Annotated in this window: 15 protein-coding genes; 11 read left to right on the plus strand and 4 right to left on the minus strand. The window is 59.7% G+C overall.

The window, feature by feature from the left end; all coding sequences use genetic code 11:
• Positions 1–981 precede the first annotated feature (981 nt).
• Complete coding sequence (locus tag HFP54_RS22955) at positions 982–2,223, minus strand: dockerin type I domain-containing protein (RefSeq protein WP_315853960.1); 1,242 nt, start codon at positions 2,221–2,223, stop codon at positions 982–984.
• Between the two features lie 541 nt (positions 2,224–2,764).
• On the opposite strand from HFP54_RS22955, the gene HFP54_RS22960 reads away from it, so the two are divergent.
• Both HFP54_RS22960 and HFP54_RS22965 read left to right on the plus strand, forming a co-directional pair.
• Positions 2,765–4,186 carry a hypothetical protein gene (locus HFP54_RS22960; protein WP_168566952.1) on the plus strand — a complete coding sequence of 474 codons (1,422 nt, stop codon included), beginning with the start codon at positions 2,765–2,767 and terminating at the stop codon, positions 4,184–4,186.
• Positions 4,140–5,261 carry a hypothetical protein gene (locus tag HFP54_RS22965; protein ID WP_146413535.1) on the plus strand — a complete coding sequence of 374 codons (1,122 nt, stop codon included), beginning with the start codon at positions 4,140–4,142 and terminating at the stop codon, positions 5,259–5,261. The genes HFP54_RS22960 and HFP54_RS22965 overlap by 47 nt, the downstream gene beginning before the upstream one ends.
• Here HFP54_RS22965 and HFP54_RS22970 read toward each other — a convergent pair.
• Positions 5,215–6,501 (minus strand): replication-associated recombination protein A, encoded by a 1,287-nt coding sequence (locus tag HFP54_RS22970; protein WP_168567026.1) that lies wholly within the window; start codon positions 6,499–6,501, stop codon positions 5,215–5,217. The genes HFP54_RS22965 and HFP54_RS22970 overlap by 47 nt on opposite strands.
• 143 nt (positions 6,502–6,644) lie before the next feature.
• Between HFP54_RS22970 and HFP54_RS22975 the strand changes: the two genes are divergently transcribed.
• Complete coding sequence (locus tag HFP54_RS22975) at positions 6,645–7,013, plus strand: DUF1499 domain-containing protein (RefSeq protein WP_168566953.1); 369 nt, start codon at positions 6,645–6,647, stop codon at positions 7,011–7,013.
• A gap of 110 nt (positions 7,014–7,123) precedes the next feature.
• Here HFP54_RS22975 and floA read toward each other — a convergent pair whose 3' ends face one another.
• Complete coding sequence (gene floA, locus HFP54_RS22980) at positions 7,124–8,143, minus strand: flotillin-like protein FloA (protein WP_235952238.1); 1,020 nt, start codon at positions 8,141–8,143, stop codon at positions 7,124–7,126.
• A gap of 65 nt (positions 8,144–8,208) precedes the next feature.
• Here floA and HFP54_RS22985 point away from each other — a divergent pair, with 65 nt between their 5' ends.
• From HFP54_RS22985 to HFP54_RS23005, 5 genes are all read left to right on the plus strand, one after another.
• Entirely contained in the window at positions 8,209–8,433 is a 225-nt protein-coding gene (locus tag HFP54_RS22985) for a hypothetical protein (RefSeq protein WP_168566955.1), read from the plus strand.
• A gap of 242 nt (positions 8,434–8,675) precedes the next feature.
• Positions 8,676–9,032, plus strand: a complete 357-nt coding sequence (locus HFP54_RS22990; protein ID WP_235952240.1) for a hypothetical protein — start codon at positions 8,676–8,678, stop codon at positions 9,030–9,032.
• A 240-nt stretch (positions 9,033–9,272) separates the two neighbouring features.
• A complete protein-coding gene (locus tag HFP54_RS22995) occupies positions 9,273–10,082 on the plus strand; it encodes an alpha/beta hydrolase family protein (RefSeq protein WP_168566956.1) in 810 nt (269 codons plus the stop codon).
• A gap of 178 nt (positions 10,083–10,260) precedes the next feature.
• A complete protein-coding gene (locus HFP54_RS23000; RefSeq protein WP_235952242.1) occupies positions 10,261–15,534 on the plus strand; it encodes a DUF1549 domain-containing protein in 5,274 nt (1,757 codons plus the stop codon).
• Between the two features lie 99 nt (positions 15,535–15,633).
• Entirely contained in the window at positions 15,634–17,109 is a 1,476-nt protein-coding gene (locus HFP54_RS23005; protein WP_145298370.1) for a DUF1501 domain-containing protein, read from the plus strand.
• 83 nt (positions 17,110–17,192) lie between these two features.
• Here HFP54_RS23005 and HFP54_RS23010 read toward each other — a convergent pair whose 3' ends face one another.
• Positions 17,193–18,581: a DUF1598 domain-containing protein gene (locus HFP54_RS23010; protein ID WP_146413532.1), complete on the minus strand. Its 1,389-nt coding sequence runs from the start codon at positions 18,579–18,581 to the stop codon at positions 17,193–17,195.
• A gap of 281 nt (positions 18,582–18,862) precedes the next feature.
• Here HFP54_RS23010 and HFP54_RS23015 point away from each other — a divergent pair, with 281 nt between their 5' ends.
• The 3 genes from HFP54_RS23015 (at position 18,863) to HFP54_RS23025 (ending at position 22,613) form a co-directional block, all read left to right on the plus strand.
• Positions 18,863–21,106, plus strand: coding sequence for a sigma 54-interacting transcriptional regulator (locus tag HFP54_RS23015; RefSeq protein WP_168566957.1), 2,244 nt, complete (start codon positions 18,863–18,865; stop codon positions 21,104–21,106).
• A gap of 116 nt (positions 21,107–21,222) precedes the next feature.
• Complete coding sequence (locus HFP54_RS23020; protein ID WP_168566958.1) at positions 21,223–21,903, plus strand: DUF3467 domain-containing protein; 681 nt, start codon at positions 21,223–21,225, stop codon at positions 21,901–21,903.
• 44 nt (positions 21,904–21,947) lie between these two features.
• Positions 21,948–22,613 carry a Maf family protein gene (locus tag HFP54_RS23025; protein WP_168566959.1) on the plus strand — a complete coding sequence of 222 codons (666 nt, stop codon included), beginning with the start codon at positions 21,948–21,950 and terminating at the stop codon, positions 22,611–22,613.
• Positions 22,614–22,635 lie beyond the last annotated feature (22 nt).

A 22,635-nucleotide genomic window follows, 5' to 3' on the forward strand; every position in this document is an offset into this window, starting at 1 on the left:
CCCATTCAGGCCTGACCCCTTTTCGGATCTCAACATTACGGAGAACTCTAGCCGGCCCACAGAGTTCCCAGATGGACCTTTTGGCTCTCCCACGAAATAAGTGGGTAAATCTTGGTAAGGCGTGAGCCCTTGCTTGGGTTTAGCTGAAGCGGCTCAGTTACGTGACTTGAGTCGACCGTCCGCCTCAAGATCCTCGACAACTCTCCAGAGCGCATCGGAATACTGTTCGGAAGTGCCCGTCCAATTCCACTTGAAGAGATCCGTCGTCTCTTGATCAGTAATCTCGTCAAAAAAGACGAGTGCTTCGTCCTGCTTGATTGCCAAAACAAATGTGTCGCGTCGGGGCCAGGCCTTTCTCCCGCAGAAATAGGGAACATTCCCCTTCCATTCAAGACTCTCGTTTGGGCCACTTAGCCTATGTCTGGGATTGACTACAATGTAGGCGAAACTCGCATCCGTTACCGGGCCTGACGTACGCCATCCGATCATTCCAAAGCCAATCGGAGATTCGCGATCTGTAGAGTATAGAACGTCATATTTGATGCTATAAGAACTTGTACTGAAAGGCTCGCGTTGCTTAATATAGAACGCGACCGCACTAATCAACACTAGAAGAAGCAGGTATCTGATAGACCACCTAATTCGAAAACGCATCGAAAGCGCCTCGCCGTTCACGACCTACTGTAGCGATCAAACGAGCAGCTTAGCATACAGTTCCTTGAGATGCGAAGCGCATTCGCCTCCCCCCCAAGGTGTTTACTCTTGCCTGCTGACACATCAGATAGGTCGCGCGCATCACAAAGCACTTTGCTAATTCGACTTGTTAAAATTGGGAACTAGTAAATAGAAGATTAAGGGGACGGAGGGAGTTTTCGACTCGGACACGAAGAAACGCCTGCCCCCGGTTTCGGGGCCGTTCAGGGGCGTCCCGGACCAGAAAAGAGGCCTGACCCCTTTTGAGGGGCGGGCCTGACCCCCTTTTTAGAAGGAGGGGACGGGGAGGGTTTCTTCGATGTTGCGGATGCGAGGTTTGCGGACTTCCATGGTGTCTTCGTCGGCGAGCAGAGTGTCATAGTCGTCGCCGCCGTTGATTTCGCCCACATCACCGACACGGATAAAGTTCAATCCGATTTCGTCGTTTCCGTCTTGCAGGAACAGCAGCGCGTCGTCGCCGACTTCGATCTCTTCGGCAAACAAACCGTCGTCCCCGTCCTGTCCGTGAACGATGTAGTCGTCATGGACCCGCAGTTGATAGTGAAGCAGGAAATCGTCTCCTGAACCTGCCAGCACTTTGCCGTCGTCACCCAGTTCGGCACGCCAGAATTCGATCGAATCGTTGCCGCTGCCAAGGTCGGCAAAGAAGTCGTTTCGGACTCGCGTGTGATAGACGTAGACTTCGTCGTCACCGCCCTTGGTGCGGATGTTGACGACGTCGCCGAATTCGCTGCCTGTTTCATCCGTTTCATCGATCGCGTCGATGTCGACCACGTCGTTGCCTTCGCTGCCGCGATAGATAAAGTCGTCGTGGACGCGGGTCCCATAGACCAAGAAGATGGTGTCTTCCGCTTTGGCATCGACGATCAAATCGTCTGGCACGTCGACCCCGCTGAGTTCGACGATCGTCCCGGCGCCGTACATCTTGATGAACAGGTCGTCGCCCAGCGGGACGCGATAGGGAAATTGTTCTTCGGCAATTTGTTCGCCTTCGGCCAGCGAATCAAATTCCGGGATCGGTTCGAAGTCACGGAAACGATCGATTTCCAAGATTCCCGGTTCCGGCATCGTGACGACGAAGTCGCCGTCGTCACCGGTGAAATTCAGATGCACGTCTTTGCCGTATCGTTTGACTTCGACATTGCCACTGTGCATCACTTCATCGGGCGTACCGTTTTCTACGTCCACGCCCAGCGGTGGGGAGGGATCCGATTGGGCGCGTGCGATCCCGTTGATCACCATCAGGGCATCGCCGGCGGTCACCGATTCGTCACCGTTGACGTCCAAGTAGTACAGCGATGCCTGTTCGCCCTCGGCGTGGGCACTGCGCTGCAGATGATTGATGACCAGCAGTGCGTCGCCCGCACTGACCTGGTCGTCACCGTTGACGTCCAGCGGATTGACTTCATTGGTCAAGTCACCTGCCATCAAAAGTCGGCCCTGAAGACATTCCAAACGCAGCCGGCGGCGACGACGTTTGGCGGCCGCGGAACGAATACGTTTAGTCACAGACTCATTCATGAACATCCTGGTGTTCTCCCGTGCTTCGAGTCGAATCGACGGAACCCCTGTCCCGCCTGGCGCGCACGGTACCGCAGGCTGAGAAAAATGTCAATTTTCGGGGTGGCTAAAAACCCCGTGTGGGTGGTGCTGGGCGTCCGATGTTGCTAAGGTCTCGCAGCGACCGGCCTGTGGGGCAGAGGCCGGTGAACGCTTTTTCTTCCCCATGGCTTCATTTTCTGGCCGCCGGTTTGGTCTCGGCGGTCCACTCTGGCCCAGGCAAACCCGTTTCAACGCCCCCTTGGCCGGCGGATTCGGCCCGATAAGTGTAGGAGGGACCACGCGACCGCCTTACAATGGCGACTTCGCGACGATCCGATTGCCACCGCGTTTTTTGGCAGGGTTGGATTTTCTTCTTTGCCTCTTCGTCCCCGATAACTCATCCTCGGCCATGTCGACCCAGCAACGACTTTCCTGTCCCTCGTGCGGCAAGTCGGTGCGGATTAGCAGCGACCATGCGGGAAAGAAGGTTCGTTGCCCGCATTGTCAGATGACGTTTTTGGTCCCCGGCGCCGCGCCACAAGCCAACGACGACGACGATTGGCTGAATCTGGATGACGTGATGCCGAAGGCCGATGCGCCGCCGGCGGGCAAAGCCAAAAAGCCCCTGAATCCTGCCACGGCATCGAAGAAGCCCGCAACGCCGAAAGCGAAACCAAAGCCGACGCCGGCCGACGCGTCTGACGATGACGACCCGTTGTTCGGAGAATTACCCGACGGAGACGATTTGTTCGGGGACGGATCGGGCGGTGATGGCGATGACCTGTTCGGGGATATCCCGGATCTGCCTGATTTGCCGCCGCCCAGTTCGACTGGCGGATCAAAATCGGCGCCCGGAAAGTCACCGACCGCGGTGCCAGTGCAGTACGAAACCCAGTATCGCGTCCGCTGTAAGGTGTGTGATTCGCCGACCGATGTGACTGCGGACCAGGCCGGTCAGACGATTCAGTGTTACGACTGTCATTCGCCGATCGTCGTTCCACCGCCGCCCAAGGTCGTTCAAAAGCCGAAGGTGGACTTGGACCAGGTCGAATCGTTTTCCTTCAGCAACACGGCGGAGTCTTCACGACCAGCGGATCCGTTCATGAAGTCGGCGAAGGAGTTGTTGGATTCGGCCGAGCGAGAAGAGATCGAAGAGGAACCGGAGAACTACGACACGCCCGACATCATGGCCTGGTTCGCCGACGTTTTCGGCGTCTTCAAGGACCCGTCGGTGGTGATGTACGCGGTTCTGATGAGCGTTTTGGGTGGCGGTGCGTCCGCGTTGGTGGCGGCATTTTGGATGGTTCCGATTTTGCCGATGGGGTTGTTCGTCGGCGTGATCATCTTTGCCGCGATGACCCTGGCTTGTGGGTTCGCGATCATGGAGGCGGTGGCCAATGAGGCGGATGAGATCATGGGATGGCCGGAGGTGCTGGACCCGATGACGTGGTTCGGTCCGTTGGTGACGTGTGGGGCGGCGATCGGGCTTGTCAGTGCCCCGGCGGCGTTTTTGGGGCTGGCCGTTTTCGGCAGCAACGCGTTGGTGACGTTGTTTCTGGTGATGGCGTCGATCTATGCGTTGTTTCCGTTCGTACTGCTGTCGATGCTGGACATGCAAAGTGTCTTCGCGCCGTTTTCGCCGGAGGTTGCTCGTAGTGCGACGCGTTGCCGGGAAGCCTGGGGCGGCTTCTATTTTTCGGCCGGGCTGCTTTTCGTCGTGCTATACCTGTCGTATCTGATGTTCACCGTCAACGGATCGCCCTACGGCGTGTTTGCTGCGGTGTCGGCGACGGTGGTTGTCACGTTCCTGTACTTTGCAATGCTGGGTCGGCTGGCTTACAGCATCGGCCAAACGGTTAACGAAATCTCTTCCCCGGACGACCATGAGCCTTCCGAAACGATCCCCGAACCCGACGGCGAAGCCGGATGACAGCGATCGGCCGTCGCATTGGGCGGTCGATGATTCGACGGCTTCGATTCCCGCCGGCCGGATCGCGGGGACACGAATCGGAATTTCGTACGGCGTCTTCTTCGCCGCGGCGGCCGTTTTCGGGGCTGTCAGTGTGCTGGCCGGTCGACCGGGAAATTCCGATCTGGTCGCCGCATCGATCACCGGCGTGGCGGTCTGGTGCAGCGGTCTGATTGTCCAGGCGGCCGTGTCGATCGGGTTCTGTGCGTTTGCCGGTTTGCGTCTGCGTTCGTTGGTACTGGGAATCATCGGCGTGGAATTGCCGGTCCACCGATGGCATCCCCAGCGGACGGCATTGTTGGTGGTGATCGTTTTGCAGGTCTTGGCGGCGATGGGATTCGTGTTGTGGTTGGTCGGGGCGGCACATCCGCAATCCAGTGTTGACGGTGCCGGTCAAACCGGTGGCTGGGTGTCGTGGATGGCGTTGGGATTCAGTCGTGCCGACGATGCGTGGAAAGCCTCCGGTGCATTGATTTGGTTTCAGATGCTGTGCCAGCTGATCCCGATGCCTCGAACGCTCGGGCGGATCGGTTTGCTGTCGCTGATCGGAACGTTGAACCAGTCGATCCAGATCGAGCCCAAGCTGGTCGTGATGCGAAAGCTGATCCGCATTTTTGCGCTGCTGCTGTTCGTCGCGGCACTGGCGATGGCGACCGGATCACCGGGCGGACGATTGCCGACGTGGTCGGTGGTGGCATTGGTGGGCGCGTTCTTGTGGGGAACATCCGGTGGGAAAGACCTGACGGCTTGGCTGGACAGTTTTGCCGTGTCAACGTTGTCTCGCGAAGAAAGCGAAACCTGTGCAACGTTGTTGGACGAAGTGCGGCGACGAATCACCGACCGCAAGAACGAGCGTCGTTTGCGAGACGCACACCAGCGCGAAGTCGGCGAAGCGATGGATGTGGCGCGGTTGGACGACATCTTGGATCGACTGCATCGCGACGGGTTCGACAGTCTGAGCGATGACGAACAACAAGTGCTTCGTCGGGTCAGCCAGACGCTCCGCGATCGCCCAAAATTTGACGAATCTTCGTAAGACGCTCGGCCAGCGTGGCTTCGAATCCGCGGTCGGTCGGCTCGTAATATCGCCGGTCTTCACCCAAATAATCTTGCGCGGCAATCCCGCCCTCGGCATCATGCGCATAGACGTAGCCTTCGCCATGCCCCAGCGTTTTCGCACCGCTGTAATGGGCGTCGCGTAGTGCCGCCGGAACCGCCAGAATCGGTCGATCGCGGACATCACGGCGGGCCGCACCGATGGCTCGCGTTGCGGCGTTGCTTTTCGGGGCCAATGCCAGATAGGCGACGGTTTGGCTGAGCGTCAGTTGGGCTTCCGGCAAACCGACGAACTCGCACGCTTGCATGGCGGCAACGGCGATGGTCAGTGCTTGGGGGTCCGCGTTGCCGACGTCTTCGCTGGCCAGGATCACCAAACGCCGACACAGGAACCGAATGTCCTCGCCGCCTTCCAGCATTCGCGCCAGCCAGTACATCGCAGCATCGACATCGCTGCCACGGATTGATTTGATCAACGCGCTGGCCAGGTCGTAATGGTCATCACCGGTCGAGTCGTAACCCGCCAAACGGTTGCCCATCGATTCGGCCGCGGCGGCGCGATCGACTTTGCCGTCACCCGCACTGCCCACGGCGATTTCCAGTGCGGTCAGCGCCCGACGCGCGTCGCCTTCACAGGCTTCGGCCAGGAAAGCGATCGCGTCATCGTCGACACGGACGTCGTGATCGGCCAAGCCTTTGACGGGATCCTGCAGGGCGCGTCGCAGCAGGGTTTCGACGTCGTCCGGGGTCAACGAGGTCAATTGAAACAACTGACTGCGGCTGATCAACGCACCGTTGACGGCAAAGTGTGGATTGGCGGTGGTCGCGCCGATCAGCGACACAATGCCGGCTTCCACGTCGGGCAAAAGGGCGTCTTGTTGTGACTTGGAAAAGCGATGGATTTCGTCGATGAACAGTGCCAAGGGCGGATCGCCCGCGGCAATTCGGTCGCCGGCTTCGGCCAACACTTCGCGGACATCTTTGACGCCGCTGGACACCGCGCTTAACTGACGCAGTTCCGTTCCCGTTTCTTTCGCCAACAAATACGCCAAGGTGGTTTTGCCGGTGCCGGGTGGCCCGAACAAGATGATGGACCCCAGCCGTTTCGAATCGATCATACGACGTAACAATTTGCCGTCGCCCAGGATCTGGGATTGACCGATATACTGATCCAGACTGTCCGGTCGCATGCGGGCCGCCAGCGGCGCCACGGCGTTCATGTTGTCTTGTTCGACGTCATCGAACAACGAAGGCGATTGCTTTTTGGCGGCCAAGGTTTGCGAACCCGTACGGTTGGAACGGTCAGAAGCGGTGTTTCTGACATAGGATGAATTGATCGCTTTCCATCGTCACGGCAAACATCATGTTGGACAACTGGATCAAGGGGCTGACCCAAAATTACGCCCGCTATGACGCGGAATCCAAGGACCATGATTTGCGTCCAGTTGCGATGGCGTTGTCCGTCGATGCGATGCGACAACGACTGGAAAGCTGGACGCAATTGCAAAGTCACTGGTCGGTGATCGGACACGAGGGCCGCGACGGTCGTTGTCGTTTGCACCTGACGCGGAAGACCCAACTGTTCGGATTTGTCGATGACATCAACGTGGAAATCGTTCCCGATGCCAACGGTTGCCTGGTTCACGCGGAAAGCCAGTCACGTGTCGGCAAAGGCGATTTTGGCCAAAACAAACGCAATCTGAAAGAACTGCGTCACGGAATCATGGGCTAAAGCGGCCGTCGGTTTTCGAAACCGACCAAGACGCGGTGTTGCGTATCGGAAAATAGGAACCGTTTGGGGACGCTGCTTTCGCGGATCGAAAGCCGACGAAGGCGCCGGGATCAGTTGTTATCGCCGATGACGCGTCCGGCGCGGAATGCTTCGGCCATCGCCTCGGGCACTTTCGCTTCGGCCAAGACCAGACGCGAACGGTTCGACGCCACCCGAGCACTCATCTGCTGTTCTTCCGCGATCGCTTCGGCTCGACGTCGTTCTGCCCGAGCGCGTGCGACCCGCGTGTCGGCTTCGGCTTGATCGGATTGCAGACGGGCACCGATGTTTTCACCCACGTCGATGTCGGCGATGTCGATGGAGACGATTTCGAAAGCCGTTTGGGCGTCCAAGCCGCGTTCCAACACCACGCGGCTGACCATATCGGGGTTCTCCAGCACATCAAAGTGCGTATCGGACGATCCGATCGAACTGATGATCGCTTCGCCGACGCGGGCAATCACCGTGTCCTCGGTCGCCCCGCCGATCAATTGTTCCAAGTTGGTTCGCACCGTCACGCGTGCGCGGACTTTCAATTCGATCCCGTTTTGAGTGATCGCGCTCAGCGTTGCTTTACCGCTGCGTTTCGGATCGGGACATTCGATGACTTTGGGGTACACGCTGGTTTGGACGGCGTCCAGGACATCGCGTCCCGCCAAGTCGATCGCGCTGGCTTGATCAAAATCCAACGGGATTTCCGCACGGTGGGCGGCGATGATCGCATGGATCACGTTCATCACGTTGCCGCCGGCCAAGTAGTGGGCTTCCAATCGACGCGTGCTGATCCCGTCACGTCGATCGGTGTTCAATCCGGCTTGGGCCGCCATGACCTTCGCCTGCACGATCACGTTCGGGTTGACCTTAGTGAAGTGCATGCGGATCAGCGAAACCAGGCTGACGTCGGCGACCGACATGTAGGCCTGGAACCACAGCTTGCCGTAACGGATGAAAAAGAATCCCAGAACGGCCAGCAAGAACACACCGACGAAGATGGCCGCCAAGACAATGACGCCAAAAACGCCGCGTCCGCTCTGAGCAATCAATTGCGCGCTTTGCAAGCAGTCGATCAACGAAGTCGTCAGCATGGTCATCAGGTTCTCAAAACAAAATGGTTGGCGTGCGCGGGATCATGGCATCGACCCTCGGTGAGATTTCGATGCATTGTTCGCGGCGAATCAATGGGAAGTGTACACCATCGGAGGTCGCCGCAATCGACACGGTGACGACCAGCGGCTTGCGGAATGACTTGTTCATTTTGAAAGTGGCCGGTTTCATCTCGGTCGTCCGGTCTGCGATTTGCTTACGCCCTGGACTACGTTGGAGCGACGTCCGCCGAGCCGAAGTCTGGCAATACCGCACCGTCCTGGTGCAGCCTTCGTAGCAAGTCGGTTACTGTGTGGTTCGTTGCATTCGTGTTCGCCTTGACAGTCGTCTGGCAAAATTCCGACCAAGACAGGATCAAGAAACGACGAAGACGTTGACGGCGTGTGGAAAAACTGGCGAAGAAGGTGAGGATTCCATGCATTTTGTCGATTCAACGCGAATTAGCTTTGCACCCACACTGTCAAGGGGGTAAGCTTCAATAGACACACGCGGCGTGGATGACGCTGCGTGAATCGAAGGGTGAATCATATGATTGGATTACGAAGCAACACGATGGGATGGACGGCCGGGGATTGGGCCGTGTATCGCAAGAGCAAGATCAGTTCGAAACCCGGACTGAGAGCGGCTAGAGTTGTGGCCACACCCAAGGGCGAATCGTACAACTACTTGGTCGATAAGTACTGGGTTGTTGAACAGGTCAAACCGGACGGTCGCTTGATTCTGCGGACACCCGGCGGCAAACGCAACGTCGTCGACAGTGACGACCCGAATCTGCGCCGCCCCAGCTTGTGGGATCGCTTTCTGTTCCGTGAACGGTTTCAGTTCATCGAGGAACAATTGCAGGACCAACAGGATTCTTCGTCAGACCCGTCGTAGGCTGGCTTCGACTTGTTTTTCGGTTCTATCTGAGCCCGCCCGCCACTGATTGGCCGCAGCGGGCGTGGCCCCACGTCTTAGCTCTTACGCTTCATGCTGATCGGGCCAGCATTCACCAGGGTCGGGTAGCGGTGACGTTGCGGACAGCCGCGGGTCAGGGGCGGTGGTTCGGCCGGTTTGCGTGTACGATTGCCGCGCCGATTTCCGTTCCTGCGATCCACCAAACCCATCACGCCTGTTTTGCCACGTCATTCATTTCGCGTCCGCTTCGACGGCGGAGCCGGTTTTCCGTTGGCCGGGATCGTCGATCGTGACGATTCGCATCCGGACGCTCCGGTGGTCCTTTTCAATCACTGCTTCACCTGCAACAAAGACTTGAAGGCGATCGTCCGGATTTCACGACGATTGGCGGACGCCGGTCTGACCGTGCTGCGGTACGACATGACGGGGCTGGGCGGCAGCGAGGGGGATTTCGCACAGACTAACTTCACCACCAACTTGGCCGATTTGCACGCAGCGGCCCGGTTTGCCGCCGATCAACTTGGTCCGGTACGAACCATGGTCGGACACAGCTTTGGCGGGGCGGCATCGATGATGGCCGCCGGGCGGCGGACCGATGATGGGCCGCTTGCGGAATTGGCTTGCCTGGTCACGCTGGCCGCCCCCAGCGACACGCGGCACTTGGCGGATTTGCTGGTGCACATGGACGGTCGGATCGAAAGTGAAGGTCGCGGCGAAGTCACGATCGGAGGTTTTCGATACGCGATTGATCGCCAGATGGTGGAAGACTTTCGCACGCACGATTTGACCGCTGCGATCGCATCGATCGATCTGCCGACGATGATTCTGCACTCACCGGTCGACGAGACCGTCGGCTACGACCAGGCGATTCGCATCCAGACGCTGATCAACCAGCGGCCGGGCGCCGACGCGCTGGCCAGTTTGGTGACACTCGCCGGGGCGGATCACTTGTTGGTCCGTCAACCGAAAGACCTGACGTTTGTGGCGGATATGATCGCCGCGTTGGTGCATCGGTACGCGGGCAAGTGAAAAATGATTTGCCGCCGCGACAATTTGTCGTGTATGCTGGAAGGTGTCCAAAGTGACCCCGCCTGCCCGCTTCTAGGGCTACCAGTTCCGCCGTAGATCTTTCGCTCGCCCTGATGCGAATGTGGTGCTGGACCGGCTATTGATGAATTTCAGATCTCGCTCATTTGTGAGGGATTGAATGAATTTCAAGGCCACACGCATGGCGGCGTTGCCGTCGGTCGTGACCACCGGATCCGTGCGCCCCGGCGTGCTTTTGCCGTTCACCTTGCTGGGGTGTCTGCTGGCGTTTGGTCCTATCGCCACGCTGTGGGCCGAGTCATCGCGGGCCGACGATCCGGCACCGGTCAGCTATCACCGCGACGTGCTGCCGATCTTTCGTCAAAACTGCTTCGGTTGTCACCAAGCGGCGAAGGACCAGGGTGATTATCGGATGACGGATTTCGCGTCGCTGGTCGCCGGCGGTGAATCGGGGCAACCGGCGATCGTTCCGGGAAAGCCTGACGAAAGCTATCTGGTCGAACAAATCACGCCGATCGATGGGGTGGCGGCGATGCCGGCCGCACCGATGAAGGCGTTGGATGACGATGAAGTCGCGCTGGTCCGTCGCTGGATCGCCGAGGGTGCTGCAGACGATTCGCCCGCCGATTCGGGGCCACGTTATTCGGCGGATTCGCCGCCTGGATATGCCGGACCGCCGACCATCGCGTCGATCGATGTATCGCCCGACGGCAGCTTGATCGCGATCGCCGGTTTTCACGAAGTGCTGGTCCGCCAAACGTCCGGCGGCGACGTGGTGGCGCGACTGATCGGTGACAGCCCCAGGATCGAATCGGTGCGATTTTCCCCCGACGGAAATTCCATCGCCGTGGCGGGGGGACGTCCGGGTGAAGACGGCGAGATCCAGATCTGGGATGTGCAATCACGGTCGCTGCGGTTGTCCGTCCACTTCACCGCCGACACGTTGTCGGGTGCCAGTTGGTCGCCGGATTCCAAACGGTTGGCCTTCGGCGGGAACGACAATGTCATCCGCGCGATCGATGCGGAAACCGGGCAACAGGTGTTGTTCCAGGGGGCTCATGAAGACTGGATTCGCGATACCGGGTTCACCGCTGATGGGTCGCACTTGGTCTCGGTCGCTCGCGACATGTCATGCAAGCTGACCGAAGTCGCGACGGAACGATTCGTTGACAACATCACGTCGATCACCCCCGGCGCATTGTCCGGCGGTCTGAACGGCGTGGCGGTTCATCCGCAGCGCAGCGAAGTCGTGGTGGGCGGCGCCGACGGTGTGGCCAAGGTGTATCGCGTCTTTCGCGAAACGACACGACGCATCGGAGACGACGCGAACTTGATCCGCCGTTTGCCTGCCTTGAAAGGTCGAATCTTCAGCGTCGCGATTGACCCGGCCGGGGCGCGAATCGCTGCGGCGGCAACGCTGGACGGCAAGTCACAGGTGGCCATCTGGGACTACGATTTTGACGGCACGCTGTCGGACCAGCTGAAGCAGATCTTGGGCAAACGAGTGTCCGATCGATCAGCCGAAGACAAACAGAAGGTCGAACAGTATCGCGGCCGCGCGACGACGACGGTGCTGGACCAGATCATCGATCAAGTCGTCTATGCGATCCGGTTCGCACCGGATGGCAGCTTGTGGGTGGCCGCCGGCGACAATTCGCTTCGACGTTACGACGCGTCCGGCCAGGTCCAACGGTTCGACGCCTTGCCGCTGGGCGAGGCCCAAGAAGACGAACGCATTCGGTTCGATGCGACCCAGTGGGTTCGCAACGAAGACGACAGCGCGTCCGATGCGGAACCCTTGTCGCTGGACGATCCCGGCGTGATCGAGCGTTTGACGGTCCAACCGACCGCGATTCGATTCACGTCGCCGCTGCAGTACGCTCAATTGGTCGTCACCGGACATGCCGCCGACGGGTCGACCTATGACGTGACGCGACATGCCCGATACGAGAGTCAGCGAAACATTCTGGTCGGCACTCGGACGGCGTTGTTGCGTCCGGTGACCACCGGGCAGGACACGCTGACGATCCGCTTTGGCAAAGCCACGGCGACGATTGATGTGTCGGTCGAAGACATGACGCCGGAAATGTCACCGGAGTTCGACGGCGGAGCGACGCCGGACTTCATCCGTGACGTCAATCCGGTGCTCAGCCGTCTGGGGTGCAACCAGGGAACCTGCCACGGCGCGCAAGCGGGCAAGAACGGCTTCAAGCTTTCGTTGCGAGGCTACGACCCGATCTTTGACATTCGCGCATTGACCGATGATCTGGCCGCGCGTCGGATTGATCCGGCACACCCGTCAGAATCATTGATGTTGCGGAAACCACTGGGGCTGACCCCGCACGAAGGCGGCGTATTGATGCAACCCGGGGACCCGTCGCACGTCATTCTGCGTCGTTGGATTCATGCCGGTTCGCCGCTGGACATGACGACCCCGCGGGTGAAGTCGATCGAAGTGTTCCCAAAGGACCCGGTGGTTCAAAGCACGCAGGGACGACAACAAGTCCGAGTGGTCGCCACGTACGCCGACGGGATGCAGCGTGATGTCACTCGCGAAGCGTTTATCGAAAGCGGCAACACGGAAGTCGCGACGGTGGTGTCCGGCGCGATTCTGTCGGCGGTCCGTCGCGGCGAAGCGCCGATTTTGGCCCGCTATGAAGGTGCTTATGCGGCGACCACGCTGACCGTGATGGGCGACCGGTCACAGTACCAGGCGGTTGATACGCCTTATTACAACCGCATCGACGAATTGGTCGCGGCAAAATGGCGGCGGATGAAAATCGTGCCCAGCGAACTGGCGGACGATTTAACATTCCTGCGGCGGGTGCACTTGGATCTGACGGGCTTGCCGCCGACCGCCGATGACCTGCGGCGTTTCGAAGCCGATCCGCGGCCGTCGCAATTGAAGCGTGCGGAGGTCATCGACCAACTGATCGGAAACGAAGCGTTCGTGGAATATTGGACCAACAAGTGGGCAGACTTGTTGCAGGTGAACCGCAAGTTCCTGGGGGTCGAAGGCAGCACGGCGTTCCGCGATTGGATCCGACAAAGCGTCGTCGACAACAAGCCGTACGATGAATTTGCACGCGAAATCTTGACCGCCAGCGGCAGCAACAAGGACAACCCGCCGGCGTCGTACTACAAGATTCTGCGGACGCCCGAAGACACGATGGAAAACACCACGCACTTGTTCTTGGGCATTCGATTCAACTGCAACAAGTGTCACGACCACCCGTTCGAACGTTGGACCCAAGACCAGTACTATCAGATGGCGGCGTTTTTCGCCCGAGTCGATCTGAAGCGTGACCCCAACGACGGCGGAAAGAAGATCGGCGGCACGGCGGTCGACGGTGCCAAGCCGCTGTACGAGATCATCAGCGATCGCAGCGAAGGGGAAATGACACATGCTCGCACCGGAGAAACGGTCGCGCCGGCGTTCCCCTTCGATCTGCCGAAAGACGACCGGAAGACGTTGGTCAGCCGTCAAGAATCCAAAGCCACCGACGCAAAGTCGCTGCCCGATACGCGGCGTGGCGATCTGGCCCGCTGGATGACCGATCCGGCCAACCCGTATTTTGCTCGCAGCTATGTCAACCGAGTGTGGGCTTATCTGATGGGCGTCGGCTTGATCGAACCCATCGACGATATCCGGGCCGGCAACCCGCCGACCAACCCGGAACTGCTGGATCACCTGACCGACGTGTTTGTGAAATCGGGCTTTGACGTGCGTCAGTTGATGCGGACGATCGTGTCCAGCCGCACCTATCAGTTGTCGGTCGCAACGCACGCGATGAACCAGGACGACCAGCTGAATTACAGCCACGCGACGGCGCGTCGATTGCCGGCCGAAGTCATTTTTGATGCTGTTCACTCGGTCACCGGCGCGACGTCGTCGATCCCGGGCGTTGCGCCGGGCACTCGCGCCGCGGCGCTCGGCGATGCCGGGGTGAAGCTGGATGATGGATTCCTGCAAAATCTGGGACGCCCGGCTCGTGAGAGCGCATGTGAATGCGAACGGTCCAGCGGTCTGGAACTGGGGCCCGTGATGGCTTTGATCAGCGGTCCGACCATCGGAAACGCGATCACCAGCGACAAGAACGATTTGGAAAGCTTGGTGGCCGGTACTGCCGACAACGGGGATCTGGTCGACGAGATTTTCCTGCGGGCGCTGGCCCGGCATGCGACCGACGATGAAGTCGCTGCCTTCAATGACTTGGTGGATCAAGTCGTCGCCGATCACCAATTGATGAAATCACGGTTGGCCGAATCCGAAGCCGATTGGAAGGTCCGCCGCGCCGAATTGGAATCGATCCGCAATGAACGCTTGGCGGAAATCAAGGCCGCGATCGCCAAACGCGAATCCGAATACAAACCGGTCTTGGCCAAGCTGCAGACCGAACGCCAGCAACGGATCGCCGCGGCAAAGGAACGATTGGCGAAAGTGGAATCGGAATTGGCCGCCAAGATTGACGCTTGGGTCGACGGATACAACGGCCAAGCCGCCAAGAAGGATCCGTCGAAGATCCGCAACGAATGGTATCCGTTGGCCGCGGTGGCGACCAAAGCTGCCAAGGAGACGAAGCTGTTGCCACAAGCCGATCGATCGATCCTGGCCACTGGTAATGCCGACAAACAAACTTACGAGGTCACCTATCAAACATCGATTGCCGGAATCACCGGTTTCCGACTGGAAGCGATCGCCGCTGACGACTTGCCCAACAAAGGTCCCGGCCGTGGCGACAACGGAAACTTTGTGGTCACGGAGATTGAGGTCTTCGCAAGCACGGGCGACCAAAAGCCGACCAAAGTCGGGATATTGAAAGCCCAAGCGGACTTCACTCAAAACGGTTTCGACATCAAACGCGCCTTCGACCAGGCGACTCGAAACCAGTCCGGCTGGGCCGTCGCCGGTGGGACCAGCCGCACGCACTGGGCGACGTTCCAATTTGCCAAGCCGATCAACGGTGACGCCGCGACATCCGGTTCAACGAAGTTGACGTTCAAGATTCACCAGTACCACAACGCAGCCAAGCACCGACTGGGGCGTTTCCGGATCAGCGTGACGACCGACGCGGATGTTCGACTGGGGCTGCCCGAATCGCTGGACGCGATCGTGCGGACCGCCAAGACCGACCGCAGCGAAGCACAGCAGGAACAACTGGCACAACACGTTCGTTTGCAAGACAAAGCGTGGACCGAAGCCAACGCGGCGGTCGTCCAGGCGAACAAGGCAATCCCGCCGGACGCCGAACTGACCCGTCTGGCTGCCCAGCAGAAGCGTTTGGAGACGCCGACACCGGACGATTCGCGTCTGGTGCGTCTGCGTCGCGACGTGGTGCAAAGTCAAAAACAATCGTCCCGCCCGCGGCTGACTGCGGCGGAAGATTTGGTCTGGGCTTTGGTCAACAGCCCCGCGTTCTTGTTCAACCGCTAGTCGCGGGTTTGTCGGCGGCTCTGGTCCGTCGAGTTTTCACTGCGACATCGATTTCGTTTTCGAAGATTTTTCGTTTCAAAGAATTTCAGGTGCACTGCCATGCTTTCCTTCAAAGGCTATGCCGCCAAAGACTTGTGTGATCCGCACCTGGGGCGAACGCGACGCACGTTCCTTCGTGTCGGTTCGATCGGCATGTTGGGGCTGACGCTGCCAAACCTGATGCGATTACAGGCGGATGCATCGGAGCAACCTGCGGCACACGTCGGCGGTCCCGGATGGGGCAAAGCCAAGAACATCATCATGCTGTACCTGCAGGGTGGCCCCAGTCATCTGGACCTTTGGGACCCCAAGGAAAACGTGCCGGACAATGTGAAGAGCGTGTTTTCGCCGATCAGCACCAAGATCCCTGGCGTGAAGTTCACCGAGAACTTGCCACGGCTAAGCCAGCTGAACGATCGGTTCACGATGATCCGTTCGATGTCGTACACGCCCAACGGTTTGTTCAATCACACCGCAGCGATCTATCAGATGATGACCGGGTACACGACGGACAAGGTCAGCCCGTCGGGACAGCTGGAACCGCCGTCGCCCAAGGACTTTCCGAACTTCGGCAGCAACATCATCAAAATGCGTCCGGTCGACGAACCGATGTTGCCATTCGTCATGCTGCCGCGACCGCTGCAAGAATCCAACGTCGTCGGCAAAGGCGGCACGGCCGGCTTTCTGGGGAAATCGTTCGATCCGTACACGCTGTACCCCGACGGCGACGACATGGACATGGCGAAGATGCAGCGGATCAAGATCGACGATCTGACGCTGCGTGAAAACGTCTTTGACGTGCGGTTGCAGCGTCGCGCCAGTCTCCGCGAACTGGTCAACCGGCAAATGCCTGCGATCAACCAAGCGGTTGAAAACTATGAACTGGACAACCGGTACGAACAGGCGTTGTCGTTGATCGTCAGCGGCAAGGCACGCGAGGCGTTCGAGCTGAGCCGGGAAAGCGATGCGATCCGCGATAGTTACGGTCGCAACACGTTCGGCCAGAGCTGCCTGTTGGCTCGGCGTTTGGTCGAAGCGGGCACGCGAGTCGTGGAAGTGATCTGGCCCAAGGTTGCCAACAGCGACAACCACAGTTGGGATCACCACAGCGGGCTGAGCAAACGCATGAAGGACCAGTCCGCACCGATGCTGGATCAGGGCCTGAGCGGGCTGATCGAAGATTTGGACAGCCGCGGGATGTTGGACGAAACGCTGGTCGTGGCGATCGGCGAATTCGGCCGCAGTCCGCAGCGTGGCGTCAGCACCAGCGGCAACAACAACTCCGACGACGGCCGCGACCACTGGCCGTACTGTTACACGTCGGTGATCGCCGGAGCGGGGATTCGCCGCGGCTACGTCCACGGCAAGAGCGACAAAACCGCTTCGGCCCCCTTGGAATCACCGGTGCATCCGGCGGAAATCTTGGCGACGATCTATCACGCGTTCGGGATCGACCCCGAAACGATCGTCTACAACCACCTGAACCAGCCCCGCGAACTGGTCAAAGCGTCCGCGGTCACGAAGTTGTTTGGGTAGAAGGCCGACGGCATTTCAGGTCGACAGGTCACCGGTTTTCAAAAACCTGTCACCTGCGACCCGTCCTAACCTGTCCCCTGTTCCTACTTGTTCCACCACCAGCGGTCGCCGGCGGCGGCCAAGGTCGCGGTGCGGACATCGGCGACTTTCGCGTCGACCGTTTGCTTTTCCACGATCTGGAACGCATTGATGTCGACGCCGCCCGATGCGGTGACGATCCAGCCGTTGACGCCTTGGATGAAGCTGCAATGCGGCGGGATTTCTTCGGGAACGAAGTACGATCCCAAGTCCAGCGTGTCTTTGTCGCTGCTCAGGATCGTCAGGTCCAGGTTGGCCTTTTCTGCCAAGCGTTCTTGCACGATCAGCGTTGCGACGACGTTCATGTCCATCGTGCTTTGCAGATCACTGAAGACCGGCATCGATTTGGCCAATTCGTTGAACTGTTGGGTCATCAGGTCGGCCCAACGCTGGGCGACTTTGCTTTTTTGATTGGCGGCGACCGCACGACCGTCGGCTTCGATCAAGTCGTTGTCGGTCATCGTCTTGACGCCTTGGCCGCTGATTTTCCAAGCCAGACCGTCGTCGCTACGACGCAGGTTGTCGTAATCACATGCCATCCACCAACGCGGGTTGCTGGATCGGCTTTGCGTGGAATTCTTGGCCATGTCCAGATAACTGGGCAATCCACGGACGGGCGAATCGACCAATCCCATCGCCAGACGCTTCATTTCAAAGTCGGCGGCAACCAGCGTGCGTGCCATGCGGCTTTCACCCGGGATGCCGGCCAACTGGACCTGTTGCGGGCCAAAGGCTTCACGCATTGCGGGGACCAGGTAAGACGGGTTTTGGCCGGGACGCAGGGCGACGCGGCTGAGCATCTTTTTCAGGTTCGCCCGGCCTTCGGCGGTCGGTTCGATCGAACACAGGATGCCTTGCTGGCGAGCCATTTCGACGCTTTGAAGGGCCACGGCCAAATCGTCCAGTCGCAGAATCGTCTGGCCGGTCTTGGTCCCGACGATCGAGCCTTCGGGCAACAGTTTCCAAGGTTCCGCGGGGCCGGCGACCAGGATGTCGGAACGATCGGAGTCGACGAAGACGTATTCGATGCGGGTCAGGCCGGCCATCAACGACACTTCGTCTGGGATCGGGCGGCCTTCGGCACGAGCCTTGGCGACTTGGTCTTGCAGCCCACGCAGGGAGACGACCCGCATGTCGGACGCTTCGTTCCAATCGCCCGCCGGTGCGTCCAACAGGGCGCGGATGCGGTTGGCAAAGTCTTGTTGTTCGTCGACCGTGGCCGCACGCACAATGCCTTCGGAATCAATCACCACACCCCCGACGGCGCCGGTGTTGGCACCACCGAACCCGCCGGCATTCACGGTGACGGCAGTGACCAACGCCATCGCAAGCGACAGCGTGGCGGCCCGAAGGGCGGTGGGAATGCGAAAAATTCGTTGCGAACCCGATTCCATCGAATGGATCTCCGAAGCAAGTTGGCGCGACACTGGTGGCGGTCAACGATTGAAAAGATGGGGGGAAAGTTGGGACAAAAGGCCCACTTGGGATCGAAAAGCCCGAAGGGTTTGACGGATCCGGTCGTGTCCGTCCGCGCAAGATGCCAAAAAGTCGACGACGGCTGGTTTGGGGCGGTCGCGTGGATCTTTCCAGACGGATCTTTTCGGACGACGTCACCGGCTAGAATAATTGGCTGCAAAACCGCTTACAACAGAACCTTCGGGGTCTTCCCAACGCTTTGAACCTTTCCGCTTCTGATTCTGACGACGCGACCTCCGGGCGACGCGACGCCCCGGTCACCGCCACTTCCGCCTATTTGATCGCCCGCTGGGCCGGTCGGTGGAGCGACGTGTACCGATTGAAGGCCCCCGGCGGCGGGAATAAAGCGGATGCCAAAGCCGGCCAGACGGGTGGTGACGGCTCCGGATCCGGTGGACGCGGCGAGGCGATTTTGGGGCGATCGTCGTCCAACCAGATCGTCATCCGCAGCGAAAAAGCCAGCCGACGTCACGCCCGCGTCTTCTTTGACGGTCGCTGGTGCATCGAAGACCTGGGCAGCCGAAATGGCACCCGCGTTTCCGGCGTCGAATTAAAGGGCGACCCGCCGTTGGTGGCACTTTGCGATGGCGACACCATCGAAATTGGTGGCCACTCGATCATTTTTTCCACCACCATCGACCCCGGCGTTTCGCCAGGGGCCGTTGACGCGGCGATCGAATCTTCGGCGGAGATGACCGAGGACCAGATTTCTTTGGCTGACGATTCGTCCGCGGGGGCCGCCGCGACGCCACAAATCACCCGTCGTCAGCGACACAGCGGTTTGCTGCACGGAAATTCGGCGGGGCAATCGACAGGTCATTCGGCGGGACGATCCGGCGGCGATGGGGGCGGCGGCAGCGCGTCGCTATTGCGTTTGGCGTTTGAGCTGGGACGCATGACGTCGGCGGTCCAGCGGGCCGAAGCCACGTTGGACTGTCTGGTTCGGCACGTCCGGCCGTCGACCGTGGGCGTGTATTTGCGTGAAAAACCGGTCGCCGGGAAGGCCGATGACTCCACCGCAGGCAGCGATGGCGATGCGGCGGCGGGCGATTTGCCACGGCTGATCGCCACCCGCCAGACGTCCCAGCGAAGTTACCGACGTCCGCCTGATCCGTTGATCGCATCGGCCCAACGGGTGGACGCCGAGGCGGTTCTGGCTCGCAATGCGGCCGGCGATGCCAACTTGGCCACCGAAGACAGCCGCGGCGAAATCAATGTCGAAAGCGTCATCGTGCTGCCGGTGCGTGACGCGGCGGAACAAATCTGGGGCGTGATCCACCTGACCGCCTGGATCGACCGAGGCGATTTTGATTCGTCGGATCTGGAATTTGCCGTTACCGCGGCGGAGGTTTTGGGGGAATCGCTGCGTGCCTTGGCCGAATCGCAAAACTTGGGTCGGCGATTGCATCGGACCCGCGACCAGTTGAAACAGCTGCAAAAACGTCTGGGCCAACGCGTTCGCATGATCGGCGAAAGCGACGCGATGGTCGAAGTCAGCCGCCAGATCTCGCTGGCCGCACCGACCAACGCGACCGTGCTGGTTCGCGGCGAATCGGGGACGGGCAAAGAATTGGTGGCCGCGGCACTGCATCACGCCAGTGCCCGCAGCGAAGGCCCGTTGGTGTGCCTGAACTGTGCCGCGTTGTCGCCGACGTTGCTGGAAAGCGAACTGTTCGGTCACGAAAAAGGTGCCTTCACCGGCGCGACCGAACGCAAGCAGGGCAAGTTCGAAGCGGCGCACACCGGCACGCTGATGCTGGACGAAATCGGGGAAATGGAAGCCGACTTGCAAGCCAAGTTGCTGCGTGTCTTGGAAGGCCATCCGTTTGAACGTGTCGGCGGCCACCGCCCGATTCGCGCCGATGTGCGTGTTGTCGCCGCGACGAACCGTGACCTTCAGGCGATGGTGGCCGAAGGCACGTTTCGCGAAGACCTGTATTACCGATTGCACGTCGTCGAGATTTTGATGCCGCCGCTGCGCCAGCGTGGTGACGATTGCTTGAGGTTGGCCGATTTTTTTCTGCAGCGATTCAACCAGGAAATGGGACGCAAGATCGAAGCGTTCACCGATGCCGCCAAACAGCGTTTGCTGGACCACACGTGGCCGGGCAACGTTCGCGAACTGAAGAACGTGATCGAACGCGCCGTCGTGCTGAACACCACCACGGTGATCGACGCGGACGATCTGGTACTGCCCACCGCGGGATCGCCGACGACCGGCGGCCGGAATGTGTCGGCGGGTTCTGATTCAAACGGTTCTGTGCCCGGCGGGCCCGTTGAAAGGACTTTGGCGGATTTGGAGAAAGATCACATCTTTCGTGTCCTGCGGCACACCGGCAACAACAAATCCAAAGCCTCTGCCATTTTGGGCATCGAACGCAGCACCCTGGACCGACGTCTGAAGCGGTACGCCCGTGACAATGCCGATGCGTCGAAGTCGTGATCCATCACGCTTGCGGGTAACGATCGTCACGCAAAGCCGATACAATGCCGCCCCCCGTGCGGGCGGCCATGCGTGGCGTCCGCCCCGACCGATATCTTCATGCCGCCGGAATTTTGATGACCGGAAACGAACCCGATCCGTCCCAGCCCGAACAACCCGCCAATCAAGCCCTGCGGGCGCGAGTGCCCGATCACGTCGCCGACGGTTGTTTCAGCACCGGGGCCATCGTGATGACCGGCCCCAGCGAATTCATCGTCGATTTTTTGCAGACGATCGGACGGCCCCATCGCATTGCCCGGCGGATCGTCATCCCGCACAACGTGATGCCTCAGTTCATCGATGCGTTGGAAAAGAACATCGATCTGTACCGCAACCGTTTCGGTGACCCGCCGAAGCCCAACCAGCCGCCCCAGGATCCCAACGCGCGGCGGCCGTCGCCGCAAGAGATCTATGACGATTTGAAACTGCCCGATGAAGTGCTCAGCGGGACCTATGCCAACGGTGTGATGATCGGCCATGGCGCGAACGAGTTTGGCCTCGATTTCTTGACCAGCTTTTTCCCCCAATCCGCCGTCAGTGCGCGCGTGTTTCTTTCCGCCGGCCAAGTCCCACGTTTGTTGGATTCGCTCAAGGGCGCGGTGAACCAATTGAGCCAGCGTCGCCAGGAACCGCCCCAGGGTCAGTCGCATTCGTATGATCCGAATCAGGATTTCAAGCCGCAGGAACCGCCACCAAGCGATAACGCCGACGGCGACGATGACGACTCCGGTGCAGACAATGGGAACGGGCCGGTTTGATGGCGGCATCGGACGAATCATCCTCACCACACGCATTGCCCTTGATGAACGGGTTGCCCAACGCGGACGTTCCCGGCGGCCTGCCACTGGTTTTGGCCAGCGGATCGCCACGGCGCAGCCAGTTGTTGAAGGCGGCGGGTTACAGATTTTCCGTCCAACCCGCCGGCGATGATGCCGAATGCGGATTATGCAGCAGCGTGACCGCTCCGGAATTGGTCGCCCGTTATGCGTTTCGCAAAGCGTTGGATGTCGTGCGAAAGTGCGACGATGCCGTCGTCTTGGCGGCCGACACGGTGGCCTCTTGTGACGGACTGGTTCTGGGAAAGCCGGATGATCGCGATCATGCCGCCGCGATGCTGCGGCGACTGAGCGGGCGTCGTCATGACGTGTTCACCGGCGTCTGCCTGTGGCGATCGACCGACGGTCGATGTGTAGTGGACGTCGTGCGAACGGAGTTGCAGATGAAGCCCATCAGCGACGCGACGTTGACGGATCACTTGGATTCCGGCCGCTGGGAAGGCAAAGCCGGTGCCTTCGGATTTCAAGACGGCAACGACTGGTTGGAAATCGTCGGTACTGGCAGCGAGTCGAACGTCGTCGGTTTGCCGATGGAACGCTTGGCAGAAATGCTGCGTGATTTTGATCGCCTGTCGACCGTTGTCGATCTAAGCGACGATTCGTTCGATTCGGCCGATCGGTCGCAATACTGAACGGCGGTCGCAAGACCGAACA

Source organism: Crateriforma spongiae (assembly GCF_012290005.1).
Lineage (GTDB): Bacteria > Planctomycetota > Planctomycetia > Pirellulales > Pirellulaceae > Crateriforma > Crateriforma spongiae.